The sequence below is a fragment of the Cellulomonas oligotrophica genome (genome assembly GCF_013409875.1).
Taxonomy (GTDB): Bacteria; Actinomycetota; Actinomycetes; order Actinomycetales; family Cellulomonadaceae; genus Cellulomonas; species Cellulomonas oligotrophica.
Window position 1 is genome coordinate 755,784 of the sequence record NZ_JACCBK010000001.1, and the last position, 16,104, is coordinate 771,887.

Annotated in this window: 12 protein-coding genes; 4 read left to right on the forward strand and 8 right to left on the reverse strand. The window is 76.7% G+C overall.

Annotated elements, in window-relative coordinates:
• Nucleotides 1-25: 25 nt before the first annotated feature.
• The 3 genes from BKA21_RS03395 to BKA21_RS03405 all read right to left on the reverse strand — a co-directional run bounded on the left by BKA21_RS03395 (nucleotide 26) and on the right by BKA21_RS03405 (nucleotide 4,686).
• Nucleotides 26-1,930 (reverse strand): metallophosphoesterase family protein, encoded by a 1,905-nt coding sequence (locus BKA21_RS03395; protein ID WP_140458634.1) that lies wholly within the window; start codon nucleotides 1,928-1,930, stop codon nucleotides 26-28.
• A gap of 112 nt (nucleotides 1,931-2,042) precedes the next feature.
• Nucleotides 2,043-2,843 (reverse strand): LLM class F420-dependent oxidoreductase, encoded by an 801-nt coding sequence (locus tag BKA21_RS03400; protein WP_179625304.1) that lies wholly within the window; start codon nucleotides 2,841-2,843, stop codon nucleotides 2,043-2,045.
• Nucleotides 2,844-2,889: 46 nt separating this feature from the next.
• Complete coding sequence (locus BKA21_RS03405) at nucleotides 2,890-4,686, reverse strand: hypothetical protein (protein ID WP_170208979.1); 1,797 nt, start codon at nucleotides 4,684-4,686, stop codon at nucleotides 2,890-2,892.
• 299 nt (nucleotides 4,687-4,985) lie between these two features.
• Here BKA21_RS03405 and BKA21_RS03410 point away from each other — a divergent pair, with 299 nt between their 5' ends.
• Nucleotides 4,986-5,948, forward strand: a complete 963-nt coding sequence (locus BKA21_RS03410; RefSeq protein WP_170209004.1) for a glutathione S-transferase family protein — start codon at nucleotides 4,986-4,988, stop codon at nucleotides 5,946-5,948.
• A 24-nt stretch (nucleotides 5,949-5,972) separates the two neighbouring features.
• On the opposite strand, the gene BKA21_RS03415 is transcribed toward BKA21_RS03410, so the two are convergent.
• Entirely contained in the window at nucleotides 5,973-6,602 is a 630-nt protein-coding gene (locus tag BKA21_RS03415; protein WP_140458632.1) for a CYTH domain-containing protein, read from the reverse strand.
• Nucleotides 6,603-6,817: 215 nt separating this feature from the next.
• Between BKA21_RS03415 and BKA21_RS03420 the strand changes: the two genes are divergently transcribed.
• Nucleotides 6,818-8,917 carry a pectate lyase family protein gene (locus BKA21_RS03420; protein WP_140458631.1) on the forward strand — a complete coding sequence of 700 codons (2,100 nt, stop codon included), beginning with the start codon at nucleotides 6,818-6,820 and terminating at the stop codon, nucleotides 8,915-8,917.
• 63 nt (nucleotides 8,918-8,980) lie between these two features.
• Here BKA21_RS03420 and BKA21_RS03425 read toward each other — a convergent pair whose 3' ends face one another.
• Entirely contained in the window at nucleotides 8,981-10,000 is a 1,020-nt protein-coding gene (locus BKA21_RS03425; RefSeq protein ID WP_239072973.1) for a sigma-70 family RNA polymerase sigma factor, read from the reverse strand.
• Between the two features lie 120 nt (nucleotides 10,001-10,120).
• On the opposite strand from BKA21_RS03425, the gene BKA21_RS03430 reads away from it, so the two are divergent.
• Together BKA21_RS03430 and BKA21_RS03435 are read left to right on the forward strand one after the other, a co-directional pair.
• Entirely contained in the window at nucleotides 10,121-10,516 is a 396-nt protein-coding gene (locus BKA21_RS03430; protein ID WP_140458630.1) for a VOC family protein, read from the forward strand.
• Nucleotides 10,517-10,540: 24 nt separating this feature from the next.
• Nucleotides 10,541-11,077 carry an NUDIX hydrolase gene (locus tag BKA21_RS03435; protein ID WP_140458629.1) on the forward strand — a complete coding sequence of 179 codons (537 nt, stop codon included), beginning with the start codon at nucleotides 10,541-10,543 and terminating at the stop codon, nucleotides 11,075-11,077.
• A 91-nt stretch (nucleotides 11,078-11,168) separates the two neighbouring features.
• On the opposite strand, the gene BKA21_RS03440 is transcribed toward BKA21_RS03435, so the two are convergent.
• From BKA21_RS03440 to BKA21_RS03450, 3 genes are all read right to left on the reverse strand, one after another.
• Nucleotides 11,169-13,844, reverse strand: coding sequence for a phosphoenolpyruvate carboxylase (locus BKA21_RS03440; protein ID WP_179625305.1), 2,676 nt, complete (start codon nucleotides 13,842-13,844; stop codon nucleotides 11,169-11,171).
• A gap of 79 nt (nucleotides 13,845-13,923) precedes the next feature.
• On the reverse strand, nucleotides 13,924-14,907 hold the full coding sequence (locus tag BKA21_RS03445) for a pirin family protein (protein ID WP_140458627.1): 984 nt from the start codon (nucleotides 14,905-14,907) through the stop codon (nucleotides 13,924-13,926).
• Between the two features lie 80 nt (nucleotides 14,908-14,987).
• The gene (locus BKA21_RS03450; protein ID WP_203793536.1) at nucleotides 14,988-16,031 is read right to left on the reverse strand and encodes an NAD(P)-dependent alcohol dehydrogenase; all 1,044 of its coding nucleotides are present in this window, start codon (nucleotides 16,029-16,031) and stop codon (nucleotides 14,988-14,990) included.
• Nucleotides 16,032-16,104: the final 73 nt, after the last annotated feature.

The window sequence follows — 16,104 nt, forward strand, 5'->3', positions numbered from 1 at the left end:
CGGTTCGGGCGCCGACGCGCCGGGTTCACCCGCCGGCGGTGCGCCCGGTCCCGGTCGGCCGGGGCGTCGAGCCGCCGGTGGGAGCGCCCGTCGCGCCGTCGGTCGGGTCGGCCGCGGCGCCGTCGGCCCCGACCGGCTCCGGCCGCGCGGGCCACGGCTCGCGGTCGCGGACCGTGACCGTCGCCTGCGGCGTCACCTCGACGACCTGCAGGTCGAGGAGCGCCCCCGTCTCCCGGTCGGCGCGCAGCACCGTCAGCGTCGCGACGCCCCGCAGGGGTCCGACGGTGGGCTGCCCGAGCGTCGCACCGGCGGTGCTGGAGCTGATGTAGCGCACCCCCGCACCCACGGCCTCGGGACCGACCCGCCGGTGGTAGTGCCCGGACACCTGGGCGGGCACGCACCCGTCCTCGAGGGCCTGGTCGCCGACGGTCGGGGTGTGGATCACCATCAGGTCGACGTCCCCGTCGTCGCACGCGACGTCCGCCAGACGGCGGCCCGCCTCGGGGGCGCTCTCCGCGGCGGCGGTGCTCGTGCCGCCGCCGATCCGCGTCTCGTTCGGGTCGGAGTCGCCGAGCAGCCGCAGCCCCGCGACCTCGACGACCGAGCCGTCGAGCACGGTCGCACCGGCCCGGGCGTACACGCGCGACGTCTCGGCGGAGTCGTGGTTGCCCGGCGACGTGACGAGCGGCACCCCGGCGGGCACGGCCCGCGCGAACGAGGTCACGCAGTACTGCTCGACGGACGTGCCGTTCATCGTCGTGTCGCCGGCGTCGATCACGGCGTCGGCCTCCGCGAGGGTCGCGAGGGTGCCCATGACCTGGGCCATGCCCACGTTGCAGTGCAGGTCCGAGACGAGGACGAGGACGACGGGGTCCACGACGGGGCCATCGGTCGGCGTGGCCGTGGCGGTCGGGGGCACGGCCGTGGCGGTCGGCGACCCGGTCGGTGCCAGGCTCGCCGCGAAGGTCGGCCCCACGGCGTCCGAACCGGCGCCCGCCGTCGCCCCCGGGGTCGCACCGTCACCGGTCGCGCCCGGCACCAGGGCGTCCTGCTCCGCCTGCCACAAGCCCCACGCGACGACGAGCGCGTCGTCGGCCGCCTGGTAGAACTGCTCGTTCTGCCGCCACACGTCCACCGCGTAGCCGCCGTACGTGTCGATCACACCGCCGAGCCGCCCCGTGACCCGCGCGCCCGCCAGGGGCGTCCCGTCGAACACCGCCGACGTCGTGCGCGTCACGGCCGGCCGGTCGTCGGGGGCGAGGCTGGACGTGAGGACCGTGGCCCCGGCGAGGACCACCGCCGTACCCCCGGCGATCGCCCGCCGCCGTGCGTGCACGGCGGCGCACAGGTCGCGGCGCCGTACCCCGCCGAGCAGCGCCCCCAGGCCCAGGCCCGCGCCGACCAGGACGAGGAGCGCCAGGCCCGTGCGCAGCGCGGCGTCCTGCGCGAGCGCGATCGCGACGTCCTGCACGGCGGCCTCGGGGCCGGAGAAGAACTGCAGGTAGGCCGCGAGGTCGCCCGACAGGGCCTGGAGCGTCGTCGCCTGCGTCAGCTCGGTCAGGTCGGCGGGGATCTCCTGCACGGTGGCCCGCACCCCGAGCGTCAGCGGCAGCGGGGAGTCGATCTGCAGCGTGCCGAGCGGCCCGAGGTCGATGGTGACGGTCGCGTCGGTCGTCACGTCGTACCGCGCCAGGTGCGGGCCGAGGGACGCCTGCACCGACGCCGTCGTCACGCCGAACGTGGCCGCGGCGAGCAGGGCCACGACGACCAGCACGGTGCCGCGGCGCCACCGGGACGCGGGCACGGCGCGGACCGCCCGCCACCAGCCGCGCGGGTCGAGCCGGGGCGAGGTCAGGACGTCCCGCCACGCACCGGCGGACCGTGCGGACGGGCGTCCGGGCGGGCCTGCCGGAGGTGTCGGACCGTTCATCGGCACCGAGCCTAGACGCCACTCCGGCACCCCGCGCGGCCAGGCCCGCGGCCGCCCCGGACGCACGGCCCGGGACGTCGTCGCACGTCAGAACCCCGCGCCGCGTCCCTGGTCAGCCCTGCGCGTCGCGCCAGCGCACCCAGCGCTCGACGAGGCCGAGGTCGTAGTCCGGGCCGCTCGTGCTCAGCGTGACGAGCCCGACGCCCGCCGCGAGCAGGTCGGCACCGACCTCGCCCGGCTCCTGCCCGTCGACGCCGAGCGAGCGCGTCACGAGGGACGCCGTGTCGCGGCCGACCGCGGCGCCGTGCTCGTCGAGGATCCCGCTCTTGCGCCGCAGGGTCTCCACGTCGCCGAACGAGTGCCACACGTCCGCGTGCTCCGCGACGATCCGCAGCGTCTTGCGCTCGCCCCCGCCGCCGATCATCACCGGGATGTCCCGGGTGGGCGCCGGGTTCATCGCGGCCCAGCGCGCCCGGATCCGCGGCATCGCCTGCGCCAGGTCCGCGATCCGCGTCCCTGGCGTGCCGAACTCGTACCCGTACTCGTCGTAGTCCCGCTGGAACCAGCCGGCCCCGATGCCGAGGATCAGCCGCCCGCCGCTGATGTGGTCGACCGTGCGGGCCATGTCGGCCAGCAGCTCGGGGTTGCGGTACGAGTTGCACGTGACGAGCGCGCCGATCTCGACGCGCTCCGTCTGCTCCGCCCAGGCCCCGAGCATCGTCCAGCACTCGAAGTGCCGGCCGTCGGGGTCGCCGTAGAGCGGGAAGAAGTGGTCCCAGTTGAAGATCACGTCGACGCCGAGGTCCTCGGCACGCAGCACCGCGTCCCGGATCTGGCCGTACCCGGCGTGCTGGGGCTGGAGCTGGACGCCCACGCGCACGCGGGGCTGGGACGGGGCTGCGGTTCCGGTCACCCGGCCACGCTAGACGGGACGGGCCGCGCCGTCACCCGTCCGTCGCCTACTGGTAGGTGACCAGGTCGGGCACCGGGTCGACCTGGTACGTCTGCGCCGGGTCGAGCATCGGCTCGTCCTCGTCGTAGAAGTTCTTCCAGCCCCAGTGCACGTCGGGCGCGTTCGTGCGCAGCGCGTCCCAGGTGCCGCGCTTGGCGGGCTGCGTGCCCTGCCCGTCGACGTGGATGACGACCGCGAGCTCGTCGTGCGAGGTGTCGACGTCCTGGCGGTCGCTGATCATCCGCAGCGAGAACTGGTGCAGGACGAGCATCTTCTGCGGCAGGTCGCGCTCGCGCGTGAACCGGGCGAGCCACTCGGAGGTCTGGTTGATCTCCGCGGCGCTGACGGAGCCGATCTGGCGCAGGTGCACCTGGTCGGGCGCGAGGCGCCACTCGGGGTCGAGGGCGAGGCCGACGTGCGGCTCGGCGAGCAGCTCGGCGTACCGCTGCGCCTGGGTGCGGAAGTCGGTGCGCCCGGGCTGCAGGTCGAGCACCACGTAGGCGCCGTCCTCGCGCGCCGCGTCGACCAGCGGGCGCAGGTCGTCCACCGACCGCTCCTGGGAGTAGTCGCCGTCGTCCCCGGGCCCGGCGGAGGCGACGGTCGCGATGATCTCGACCGCGGGCACGACCACGTCGTCGGTCAGGTCGCGGAACGGCGTCGCGTGCTGCCGCGTCCGGGCGAGCGTCGCGGGCACGTCCTGCTCGCCCAGCACGCCGAGCGACGGGGTCCCCGGCGTGCCGTAGAGCGCCACGTACCGCTTGCCCGGCACGCCGTCGCCCTCGGGGAACACGAGCTGGCCGCCGCCGGGCAGCTCGACGCCGGTGACAGCCGCCTGGACGCGCGAGGTCAGGGTGCGGGTGGCGCCCAGGTCGGACGTGAGCTGCAGCACCGCGGCCGGGTCGGCGTCGGCGAGCGCCTGCACCGTCCCGGTGGTCGCGCGCGGGTCGCCGCCCGGCAGGTCGAGGATCTCGGCACCCGCCGCACGGAGCGTGGCGAGGACCGCCAGCGGGACGGGCCGCTCGCCCGCCAGCGCCAGCACCGCCCCGTCGTCGCCGACGGGGGGCAGGGTCGCGGGCAGCGTCGCGTTCGCCCGCGGGGCCGTGGTGGGCGTGGCGGGTCCGGCCGTCGTCGGGGACGCGGTGGCCCCGTCCCCGCCGTCCCCGGCCAGCAGCACCGTCGGGGCGGTGGCGTCGAGCGCACGCACCGCGTCGGCGGCACCGTCGGGGGCGACGTCCGTCGTCGCCGTCAGGTCGACGCCCGTGGCGGTCGCGAGGGTGGTCGGGTCGGCCCCCGCGGGGACCGCGACCGCGGCGACGTCGGCAGGGAGCCCCGCGGGCTCGGCCCCGCCGACGACGAGGACGGCGGTGGCGCCCAGGCGCTCGACCTCGGCGACGACCGCGGCGGCCGCGTCGGCGTCCGGGGGCACGACGAGGACGGGGGCACCGACGGCGACGGCCGCGGACGCCGCGGTCAGACCTCCGGTGACGTCGCCGTGAGCCGTGAGCACGGCGACGGGCGCGGAGGCGAAGAGGGTGCGCGACGCAGCGACCGCGGCGGCGGACGTCGCGACGGGTCCGGACCCGTCGGGGACCAGCGACGTCACGAGGTCGTCCGGCACGGTGAGCTCGGCAGCCACCGGCTCGGGCGCCGGCTCGGGGACGAAGGTCGCCGAGGAGACGGCCGGGACGGTCTCCGGCTGGCCCCAGGTGCAGCCCGCCAGCAGTGCGAGCACCGCGGCCGCGCCGACGGTGCGCGCACCGGCTCCACGGGCGGTGCGGGGGCGGGCGGGGGTCGGTCGCGGCACGCGTCCTCCTCGGTACGGCTGCTGGTGGCGGGCGCTCGTCGTGCGCGGCCACTGTAGGCGGGTCCGCGAGCCCCTCGCGCCGCGGCCTGCGCCGGGGCGCGGGTCAGGGCATCATCGGGCGGGTGGACGACGCGACGCGGACGACGACGGACGAGACCCCCACCACGACCACCACAGGCACCACGGGCGCCGCAGCGCCCGCCGAGGGCGCCCCCGCGCCTGGCACGACCGAGGAGAGGCCCGCCGACCAGGGCGTCTACGTCACGCCGGGCGCGGAGTTCTCCCGCGACACGCGCTACATCACCACCAGGATCACCACGGACGGCCGGGACGGCTGGCCGGTCGAGGCCGGGCGGTACCGCCTCGTGGTCTCCCGCGCCTGCCCGTGGGCGAGCCGGGCGATCGTGGTGCGCCGGCTGCTGGGGCTGGAGGACGCGCTGCCCATGGGCGTGTGCGGGCCGACGCACGACTGGCGGTCCTGGACCTTCGACCTCGACCCGGGCGGCGTGGACCCCGTGCTGGGCATCGAGCGCCTGCGCGACGCGTACCTGGCCCGCGACCCGCGGTACCCGCGCGGGATCACGGTGCCCGCGATCGTCGACGTCCCCAGCGGGCAGGTCGTGACCAACGACTACGCGCAGATGACGCTGGACCTGTCGACGCAGTGGACGGCGCACCACCGCCCCGGCGCGCCGGACCTGTACCCGGACGCGCTGCGCGACGAGATCGACGAGGTCGCCGCCCTGGTGTACGCCGACGTGAACAACGGCGTGTACCGGTGCGGGTTCGCCGGCTCGCAGGAGTCCTACGACCGTGCCTACGCGCGGCTGTTCGCGCGGCTGGACTGGCTGGAGGACCGCCTGCGCACGCGGCGGTACCTCGTCGGGGAGAGCATCACCGAGGCGGACGTGCGGCTGTTCACCACGCTCGTGCGGTTCGACGCCGTCTACCACGGGCACTTCCGGTGCAACCGCTCGACGCTGAGCGCGATGCCGGCCCTGTGGGCCTACGCCCGCGACCTCTACCAGACGCCGGGGTTCGGCGACACGGTCGACTTCGTGCACATCAAGGAGCACTACTACCGGGTGCAGCGGGACATCAACCCGTCGGGCATCGTGCCGGGCGGGCCGGACCTGTCCGGGTGGTGGACGCCCCACGACCGCGAGCAGCTCGGCGGGCGGCCGTTCGGCGACGGGACCCCGCCGGGGCCGGTGCGCGCGTCCGAGGCCGTGCCGGCGGACCACGCCCCGCAGGCGCCCTGACCGGCCGGCCCCGGACCGGGCGCGTCAGACCATGCGGTGGTCGTGCCCGAACCCGGGCAGGAACCGCGGCCCGGTCCGGGCGAGCTCGGCCTCCCACTCCCCCGCCCAGCCGCGGTAGGGACGCACCGCGAGCGCGTCGTTGGCGAAGCGGGCGTCGGCGGTCAGCTCGGTGACGCAGAAGGTCGGGATCGCCAGGTCCGTGACGGGGCCGCCGCGCTCCACCTCCGCGACCACCAGGCCGGCGTTGGCGCCGAGGAAGACGTCGACGACCCAGCCGTCGTCGCCGAGCCAGACCGCGTGCCGCAGCTTGGCGACCCGGGAGCCGCCGCGGCGGACCATCTGCACGCCGATCTCGGGGTCGAGCTCGCGCTCGGCCTCGTAGCGGGTGCCGCCGACCATCGGGCCCTTGACGGTGACGGCGCAGAAGTCGACGTGCTCGGCGTACGCCTCGAGCAGCGCGCGCTCGTCGGCCCCGGGCTCGGGGGGCGCCGGCAGCGCGGGCACCTGGGCCCGGACGCGCAGCGCGTAGCCGTCCTCGGCGAGGAAGTAGCTCTGGACGATGAGCGCGGGCGCGTCGTCGAGCATCTCGGCAGGGACGTCGCGGGCGAGGAAGCGCCGCTCGAACTCGAAGTCCCCGTTGCCCGTGTCGCTCATCGTCCGTCCACCGCTCGCCGTCGCCGCCCGGGTGCGCACCCGTCGTGGCTCACCGTAGTGCGCGCGCCGCCGCCCGCGGTGCGCGCCTGCCCGGGCCTTGTGGCGGACGCGGGGACGGCCGAGGGATTGCGCTTCCCCGCGGCGGCGTGAAAGGCTCGCCGCGCAGGGCGAGAAACCGGTTTCCGCCCGACGCTACCGAGACAAGGGAGTCCGGCATGCGCGCCACCCCCCACCTGCCCGCACCCGACCGACCCACCGGGCCCGACCCGACCGGCACCGCACGACCGGCCCGCGCCCCGTCCCCCGCCCGCCGGGCCGCCGCGCTGGGCAGCGGCGCGGCCCTGGTCGCCGCCGGCCTGCTCGTCGGCCCCGCCGCGCACGCCGCACCGACCGGCGCACCCGCCCCGGGCGCCGTGCGGGACCTCGGCCGCGAGGTGCTCGCCGACGGCGACGGCTGGGCGTCCTGGCACGGGACGACCCGCCCCGACGGGCGCGTCGTCGAGGCCCGCGGCACCACCGGGGGCGCTGCGGCCGAGCCCGCCGAGGTCCACGTCGTGCAGACCTGGGACCAGTTGCGCGACGCCCTCGCGGGCCGCCCCGGCGGCACCCAGACCGACGCGCGCACGAGCACCACCCCGCGCGTGATCTACGTGCGCGGGACGCTCGACGCCTTCACCGCGCCCGACGGCACGCCGCTGACCTGCGACGACTTCGCCTCCCAGGTCACGGTCGCCGGCACCGACGAGCCGTTCTCGATGGACGACTACGTCGCGCACTACGACCCCGAGGGCCCGTGGGGCCGCGTGGACCCCAGCGGCCCGCTGGAGGACGCCCGCGTCGCCGCCGCGGCCGTCCAGGCCCGGGCGACGCAGCAGCACGTGGGCTCGAACGTCACCATCGTCGGGGTCGGTCCCGACGCCGGGATCACCGGCGCGAACCTGCGCATCCGCGACGCGTCCAACGTCATCGTGCGGAACCTGACCCTCTCCGACGCGTACGACTGCTTCCCGCAGTGGGACCCGGGCGACACCGACGCCGGCAACTGGAACTCGGCGTACGACAACCTCTCGGTCTGGTCGTCGACCAGCGTGTGGGCGGACCACCTCACGCTCGACGACGGCGACAACCCGCCGAGCTCCTTGCCGACGGTGTTCGGACGCCCCTACGAGGTGCACGACGGGCTGCTCGACATCACGCACGGCTCGGACCTGGTGACCGTGTCCTGGAACCACTTCGACGACCACGACAAGACGAGCCTCGTCGGCTCCTCGGACTCGCGCCTGCAGGACCGCGGCCAGCACCGCGTCACGTACCACCACAACCGGTGGACGGACATCGGCCAGCGCGCGCCCCGCGTGCGGTTCGGCGACGTGCACGTCTACAACAACCTCTACGAGCAGAGCCGTGACGGTCTGTTCGCGTACTGGTGGGGCGCCGGGATCGAGTCCAGCATCGTCGCCGAGAACAACGCGGTCGAGCTGGCCGACGGGGTCGACCCCGCGCGGGTCGTCACCGAGTGGAAGGGCACCCAGCTGCTCGAGACCGGCACCCTCGTCGACGGCGCGCCCGCCGACCTGGTCGCCGCGTTCAACGCCACCGCCCCGCGGCCGCTCGCGCCGACCGCCCGGTGGACGCCCGCCGAGCACTACGCCCCGCAGGTGCAGGCCACGCAGGACGTCGCCGCGGCCGTCCGCGCCGGCGCCGGCGCCACGCTGGCCTCGGGCACGCCCGTCGCCGACCGCGCCCCCGACGCGCCGCGGCTCAGCCACGACAACGGGTGGGGCACCGGCCTGCACGACGGCGACTACACGATCACCTCGACCCTGTGGTGGGGGCAGAACGCCACCGTCCTGCGCCTGTACGAGGACGGGGTGCTCGTCGAGGCGCAGGCGGTCGACGGGGGCTCGCCCGCGCGGCAGCGGGCGACGTTCGCGATCACCGGACGCACCGACGGGACGCGCACGTACGTCGTCGAGGCGCTCAACCCCTGGGGCACCGCACGTTCGGCGCCGCTCACGGTGACCGTGCGCGACGCCGCCCCCGGGCGCCCGACCGTGACGGTCGGACCGGTGCGCGACGGGTCCGCGACCGCCACGACGACCCTGTGGTGGGGCACGAACGGCACCGAGCTCGTCGTCCTCGTCGACGGCGTCGAGGTCGACCGGCAGCCGCTCGAGGCCCGCACCCCGCACCGGCAGCGGGCCGCCACCACGCTCACCGGCCTGACCCCGGGCACGCACGAGGTCGTCGCCCGCCTGGTCAACGCGGCCGGCGCGACGGACAGCGCGCCCGTCCGCGTGGTCGTGCCCGGCTGACCCGGTCCCGCGCCCCGCTGCGGCCGCACCCCGCCCACCCGGCGCGGGGCACGGCCGCGGCGCTCAGGCGGGGTCGAGGACCTCGGGCAGGCCGAACCGGGCGAACAGCGGCGCGCCGAACCACACCGTGACGTGCCGGACGCCGTCCTCGCCGACCGTGACCTGCTGGACCTGGAACGCCCGGTGCGTGCCGTCCGCGTCGCGCATGTACAGGCCGTACGCCGGCAGCCCGTTCGCCGCGGTGGGCACCAGCCGCATCGACCCCGGGCCCGTCGCCGGGCACCACGTCGCGATGAGCTCGCCCACGGCCGCCGGGCCGGAGTACCAGCCCGGGTACGGCGGCATCTCCCAGACGACGTCGGCGGCGAGCAGGTCCACGATCGCGGCGACGTCGTAGGCCTCGAACGCCTCCACGTACCGCTCCAGGAGCCGGCGACGGCGCGGGTCGGTCGGCTCCAGCGGGGTCACGTCCTGCACGTTCGCCATGTGCGCCCGCGCCCGCTGCAGGGTCGAGTTCACGCCCGCCACCGTGAGGTCGAGCGCCTCGGCCACCTCCGCCGCGGACCACGCCAGGACGTCGCGCAGCAGCAGGACCGCACGCTGCTGGGCCGTCAGGTGCTGCAGGGCCGCCACGAACGCGAGCCGCACCGTGTCACGGTCCACGACCGTCTCGGCGGGGTCGGCCGGCGCGTGCGACCACACGAGCGCGTCCGGCAGCGGCTCCAGCCACGGCGTGCCGGCGTCCACGCGCGGCTCGTCACGGGGGTCGGCCGGCGGTGCGCCGATGCCGGTGGGCAGCGGTCGTCGCCGGCGGCCGTCGAGGTGGGTCAGGCACGCGTTGGTCGCGATGCGGAACATCCAGGTGCGCAGCGACGACCGGTTCTCGAACCCGCGCATGGCACGCCACGCGCGCAGGTAGGTCTCCTGGAGCACGTCCTCGGCGTCGTGCACCGAGCCGGTCATGCGGTAGCAGTGCGCGAGGATCTCCCGCCGCATCGGCGCGAGCCGGGCGGCGAACTCCTCGGGCGACGTCGGCGGCGGGTCGGGCGGGGCGGGCTGCGGCGATGGTGTGGTCAGCGTCACACCTCGACGGTATCGCCGACGTCCGACATCGCCCACCCCCGACCGACGAGTCCCGACGACGCCGCAGGTCCGTACCCCTGCGCCCGCGCACCGCGGACCCCGCCACCGCAGGAGGTACCCGTGGACCGGATGGTCGTCGTCAACCTGCCGACGCACGACCTCGACCTGGCCCGGCGCTTCTGGGCCGGCCTCGGGTTCGGCGTCGACGCGCGGTCCTCGGACGCCCGCACGCTCGCCGTGCGGCTCGCGCCCGGCGTCGTCCTCGTGGTGCTCCCCCGCCCGTGCTTCGCCGCGCACGCACCGCACCCCGTGCCCGACGCCCGCGGCGCGACGCAGGTGATGATGTGCCTGGCCGCGGGCTCGCGGCACGAGGTCGACACCCTCGCCGCGCGGGCCCTGGCGCTCGGCGGCGCCGAGCCCCTGCCGGCGTTCGACGACGACGGCACGTACGCGCGCACCGTGAGCGACCCCGACGGCCACGTGTGGGAGCTCCTGCACACCGACGGCACGTGCTGACGCCGCCGTGCCAGACTGCCCGCCATGCCGGCCACCGCACCCCCGCCGCAGGACCCGCCGACCCGCACCGCCCGGTACGCGCCCGACGACCACGCCGCCGGACGGACGCTGCTCGTCGCCGCCGCCTACGTCGTGCTCCTGCGCCCGGGCGCGGACGGTCCCGAGGTGCTGCTGCAGCTGCGCCGCGGCACCGGGTACCGCGACGGCTGGTGGGCGACGCTCGCCGGGCACGTCGACCCCGGGGAGTCCGTGCACGAGGCCGCGGTCCGCGAGGCGCGCGAGGAGGCCGGCGTCACGGTCGCCCCGGACGCGCTCCGACCGCTGACCGCCCTGCACCGGTTCGAGCGCACCGGCCCGCCCGTGGAGCAGCGTCTCGACGCCTTCTTCGTCGTCGAGGACTGGACGGGCGAGCCCGAGCTGCGTGAGCCCGACAAGGCCGAGCAGCTGCGCTGGTGGCCGCTGCGGTCGCTGCCGGAGCAGGTCGTGCCGCACGAGCGCCTGGTGCTCGACGCCCTGGCCGCGGGCACGACCCCGCCGCCGGTCGTGTCCCTGCCGTCCTGACGTCGCGGTCCCCGGAACGGCCTGCCAGCACGGCGGGCCGGCACCGGCCGCTCCGGCCGGGCCGACGTGGCCCGCGCCGGAGCAGGACGCCTCAGCCGGTGTTCTGCAGACCGGCGGCCACCCCGTTGACGGAGAGCAGCATGAGCCGGCGCGGCTCGTCGACGACGTCCCCTGCCTCCGAGGTGCGCAGCGCGCGCAGCGCCCGCAGCTGGAGCAGCGAGAGCGCGTCGACGTACGGCGAGCGCAGCTGGACGGCCCGGCCCAGGATCCGCCGACGCGAGAGCACGGCCGTCGAGTCCGTCGTGGCCAGCACCCACTCGCGGGTCAGGCGCATCTCCTCGAGCACCATGCCCGCGAGGTCGTCGCGGTCGCCCAGCGCGAGGTAGCGCGCCGCGATCCGCTCGTCCGTCTTCGCCAGCGACATCTCGACGTTGTCGATGATCGTCGCGAACAGCGGCCACCGCTCGTACGCGGTGCGCAGCTCGTCCAGGTCCCCGACTGCCGCGAGCGCGGTGCCGAGCCCGAACCAGCCGGCCAGGTTGATCCGGGCCTGCGACCACGAGAACACCCACGGGATGGCCCGCAGGTCGTCCAGGGACGAGACCGACAGCCCGCGGCGGGCCGGGCGGGACCCGATGGGCAGCAGGCCGACCTCCTCCAGGGGGGTGACCTGGGCGAACCACGCCGGGAAGCCCTCGGAGCGGACCAGCGCGTGGAACCGCTCGCGCGACGCCGCGTCGAGCCGTGCGGCGAGGCCGGCGAAGCGCTGCGCGGCCTCGTCGTTGCGCTGCTCGACGCTCGGCGCGCCGGCCAGCAGCGTGGCGGCGGCGACCTGCTCGATGTGCCGCGTGGCGATGTCGGGGTCGCCGTAGCGGGCGAAGATGACCTCGCCCTGCTCCGTGAGCTTGAAGCGGCCGTCGACGGAGCCCGGCGGCTGGGCGAGCACCGCACGGTTGGCCGGACCGCCGCCGCGGCCGAGCGCGCCGCCGCGGCCGTGGAAGAGGGTCAGGACGATGTCGTGGCGCTGGGCCCACTGGGCGATCCGCCGCTGGGCGTCGTCGAGCGCGAGCGTCGCGGAGACGGGCCCGACGTCCTTGGAGGAGTCGGAGTACCCGAGCATGACCTCGACGCGCCGGCCGTTGGCCGCCAGGCGCTCCTGGACCCGCGGGTGCGTCAGCGCCTCCTCGAGGATGTCGACGCTGGCCTGCAGGTCGGCGAAGGTCTCGAACAGCGGGATCGCGTCGATGACCGGTGCGTGCTCGGCCCCGCCGAACGCGTGCTCGGCGAGCCGGTACACGGCGGCGAGGTGCTCCGCGGACTGGGTGAACGAGACGATGTACCGCCGGGCGGCCGCCTCGCCGAACCGGCGCTGGACCGTCCCGAGCGCGCGGAACGTGTCGAGGACCTCGAGGGTCTGCGGGGCCAGGTCGCCGTCGACGCCGTGGGCCTCGATGTCCGCGAGCGCGGCGGCGTGCACCTGGGAGTGCTGGCGCACCTCGAGCTCGGCGAGGTGGAACCCGAAGGTCCGCACCTGCCACAGGAGCCGCTGCAGGTCGCCGTAGGCGGCGCGCGGGGCACCGGCCTGCACGAGGGAGCGCTGGACCACGAGCAGCTCGGCCTCGAGCTCGTCGGGCCCGGCGTAGGCCAGGTCGGCGTCGCGGCGGCGGGTGGCGGCGACGCGCTCGACGATGACGAGCAGGGCGCGCCGGTGGGGCTCGTTGGGCGCGTCGGCGGCCACCCGTGCGGTGAGCTGCTCGGACAGGGCGCGCTGACGCTGCCACAGGGCCGACAGCTCGGACGAGGCGGGGGTGCCGACGCCGTCGAGCGTCAGACCGCCCGCGGCGCGCACGGCGGACGCCTCCAGCGCGGCGAGGGCGTGCTCGGAGGCGAGGACGGCCGCCGCTCGGGTCACCTCGGCGGTGACGTTCGGGTTGCCGTCGCGGTCGCCGCCGATCCAGGTGCCCAGGCGGGCGAACGGCGTCACGACGGGCGCGGTGGTGCCGGCCTGGTCGCCCAGCAGCCAGTCGTCCAGGCGCCGGTACACGGTCGGCAGCACGTCGGCGAGCGTGGAGTCGACGATCGACAGCACGGTCGCGACCTCGTCGACGACCGTGGGCTTGGCGGCGCGCAGCGGCGACGTGCGCCACAGCGTGTCGATCTCGGCGAGCAGCCGGCGCTCGTTCTCGGCGAGCGTGGTGCCGCCCAGGTGGAGGGCGTCGCGCTCGGCGACGAGCTCGGCGATCCGCCGGATCGAGCGGGCGACGGCCCGGCGGCGCGCCTCGGTCGGGTGGGCGGTGAACACGGGGCGGAACTCCAGCGAGCGCAGCCGCTCGCGGGCCCCGTCCTCGCCGATCTCGTCTGCGAGCTGCTGGTAGGCGGCGGGCAGGGAGTCGTCGGGCGCGAGCTCGTGCGGCGCGAGCCGCGACTCGCGCTCGTGCAGGACCCGCACGCGGTGGTACTCCTCGGCGAGGTTCGCCAGGTGGAAGTAGCACGTGAACGCGCGCGCCACCTGCTCGGCCCGCGCGGGCTCGAAGCCCGCGACGAGCGACTCCGCCTGCGCGAGCGCCTCGCCGTCGGGCTCCGCGTGGGACCGGATCGTCAGCTCGCGCAGCCGTTCGACGTCGGCGAGCAGGTCCTCGCCCCCCGACTCGCGCAGGACGCGGCCGAGGAGCTCGCCGAGCAGCCTGACGTCGTTGCGCAGGGGCTCGGGTACGTCGTGGCGGGCGAGTCCGCGAGGGACCTCGGGCCCGTTCTCCGTCGCTGTCACGGGCCCCACCGTAGAGGAACGTCACCCGTGCGCGGGTCCGTGATCCGGCTGGCGGATCACGGACCGGCCCGGCGGGACGTCAGGCGGGCGGCCCGCCGCGCCCGGAGCGGCCGCGCGGGCGCAGCCGGACGGGCGGGATCTGGGGGGCGGGCAGCCACCCGGGCTCCCGGTCCCACCCCGGCACCTGCCCGAACCGGGCCGAGCGCGCCTGCCAGGCGTCGCGGGCGGCGACGACGTCGTCGTGCGTCGGGGCGATGAAGTTCCACCACATGACGACCTCCTCCTCGAAGGGCGCCCCGCCGAGCAGGACGGCACGGACCGGCTCGTGCGCGACGACCTCCAGGGTGGACGGCCCCGGGTCGACCACGCCGAGGTCGCCGGGCGCGAGCGCGGTCCCCGCCAGGGTCGCGCTCCCCCGGTCCAGCAGGAGGGCGTGCTCGTGGGCCGGGTCGACCGGGGCCGCCCAGCGGGTGCCGGCGTCGAGGTGCACCTCGACGCCGAGCAGCGGTGTGGCGGTGCGCACGGGCGAGGCGTGCCCTGCGAACGACCCGACGAAGACGCGGCCCCGCACGCCGGGCGCGAGGTCGACCATCGGCGCGGCGTGGTGCTGGAAGGCGCGCTCGCCGTCCCGTGCGGCCGCGGGCAGCACGACCCAGAGCTGCACGCCGTGCAGCCGCGCGGTGCCGGGCGTGGACACCTCGGAGTGCGCGATGCCGTGCCCGGCGCTCATGAGGTTGACCTCGCCGGGGCGCACGACCGCGTGCACGCCGCCGGAGTCGCGGTGCTCGATCTCGCCCTCGAAGAGCCAGGACACGGTCGCCAGCCCGGTGTGCGGGTGCGGGGGGACGTCCATGCCGCCGGTGGCGGCGACGTCGTCGGGGCCGTAGTGGTCGACGAAGCACCAGGCGCCGACGAAGGACCGGTCCCGGTGCGGGAGCGTGCGCCGCACGGCCATGGCCCGCGGCCCGCCCAGCGGCACGTCGCGCGGGGCCAGCACCTGCACGCCGGGGCGCGCACCGGCCGGGCACAGCGCGAGCTCGGGGCCCGCCTCGGTCGTGGTCATCACGCCTCCGTCCGTCGGGGCCCGCAGCGGCCGGCCCGGGCTCGTGGGGAGCCGGGGCGGGCCGCCGGGCGCGGCTGGCGTCAGCCGGTCGGACCGACGCGCACGACCACCTTGCCACGCGCACGCCCCGCCCCGACGTGGTCGACGGCGTCCTGCGCCCGGTCGAGCGGCTCGACGCGGTCGACCACCGGGCGCAGCAGGCCCTCCTCGACGAGCGCGACGAGCCGGGCCAGGTCGTGCGCGTCGTCCCGGGCCGTGAGCGGGAGGAGGCGCTGCGGGACGAACGGGTTCACCGCCGCGACGCGCAGCAGGCGCTCGTAGCCCGAGGTCCACCGCCCGCCGGACTCGCCGCCGACCACGACGACCGTCCCGTCGCGGGTCGTCAGCCTGCGCAGGAGGCCCACCGGCCGGCACCCGCCGACGTCGACGACCAGGTCGTGCGGCGCCTCGAGCAGCGGCGCGTCGCCGTCGACGTCGTGGGTGACGACGTGCTCGGCACCGAGGCCGCGCACCACGTCCGCCTTGGCCGCGCTGGTGACGGCCGTGACGACGGCCCCGGCGGCACGGGCCACCTGGACGGCGAACGTGCCGACCCCGCCGGACGCCCCGAGCACCAGCACCCGCTGCCCCGCCCCGACGCGTCCGGCGGTGTGCAGGGCCTGCCAGGCGGTCTGCCCCGACGTCGGCAGCGCGGCGGCCTCGACGCCGGTCAGCGCGTGGGGGCCCACGGGGACGGGCACGAGGGTGCGCTCCGGCGCCACGGCGAGCTCGGCGAACGCGCCGCGGCCGACGCCGAGGACCCGGTCGCCCACGGCGAGGCGGGTGGTGCCGGGGCCGAGGGCGACGACGACGCCGGACAGGTCGCGCCCGGGCACCGGGGTGCGGGGACGGCGCACGCCGAAGACGGGGCGCACGAGGTAGGGCTCGCCGGCCGCCAGGTGCCAGGTGCCCCGGTCGACGCCGGCCGCCTCGACGCGCACGAGCACCTCCCCAGCACCGGGGGCCGGCACGGGGACGTCGGCCACGCGCCAGGGGCCGGCGTAGGAGTCCTGCACCGCCGCGCGCATCGTGGACCGCGGTCGTGCGCCGTCCTGCGCGTCGGGGCGCTGCGCCTGCTCCGTCATCGTGCCCGCCTCTCGCCGGTCCCTGCGCCGGGACCGACCATCGCCTGTACTAAGTACGAACGTACTAAGTACA

What these genes read in the sequence shown, in the direction of transcription:
- BKA21_RS03450 (WP_203793536.1), bottom strand. Translation starts at nt 16,031, where the DNA reads ATGACGGAGCAGGCGCAGCGCCCCGACGCGCAGGACGGCGCACGACCG.
- BKA21_RS03435 (WP_140458629.1), top strand. Translation starts at nt 10,541, where the DNA reads ATGCCGGCCACCGCACCCCCGCCGCAGGACCCGCCGACCCGCACCGCC.
- BKA21_RS03420 (WP_140458631.1), top strand. Translation starts at nt 6,818, where the DNA reads ATGCGCGCCACCCCCCACCTGCCCGCACCCGACCGACCCACCGGGCCC.
- BKA21_RS03415 (WP_140458632.1), bottom strand. Translation starts at nt 6,602, where the DNA reads ATGAGCGACACGGGCAACGGGGACTTCGAGTTCGAGCGGCGCTTCCTC.
- BKA21_RS03445 (WP_140458627.1), bottom strand. Translation starts at nt 14,907, where the DNA reads ATGACCACGACCGAGGCGGGCCCCGAGCTCGCGCTGTGCCCGGCCGGT.
- BKA21_RS03395 (WP_140458634.1), bottom strand. Translation starts at nt 1,930, where the DNA reads ATGAACGGTCCGACACCTCCGGCAGGCCCGCCCGGACGCCCGTCCGCA.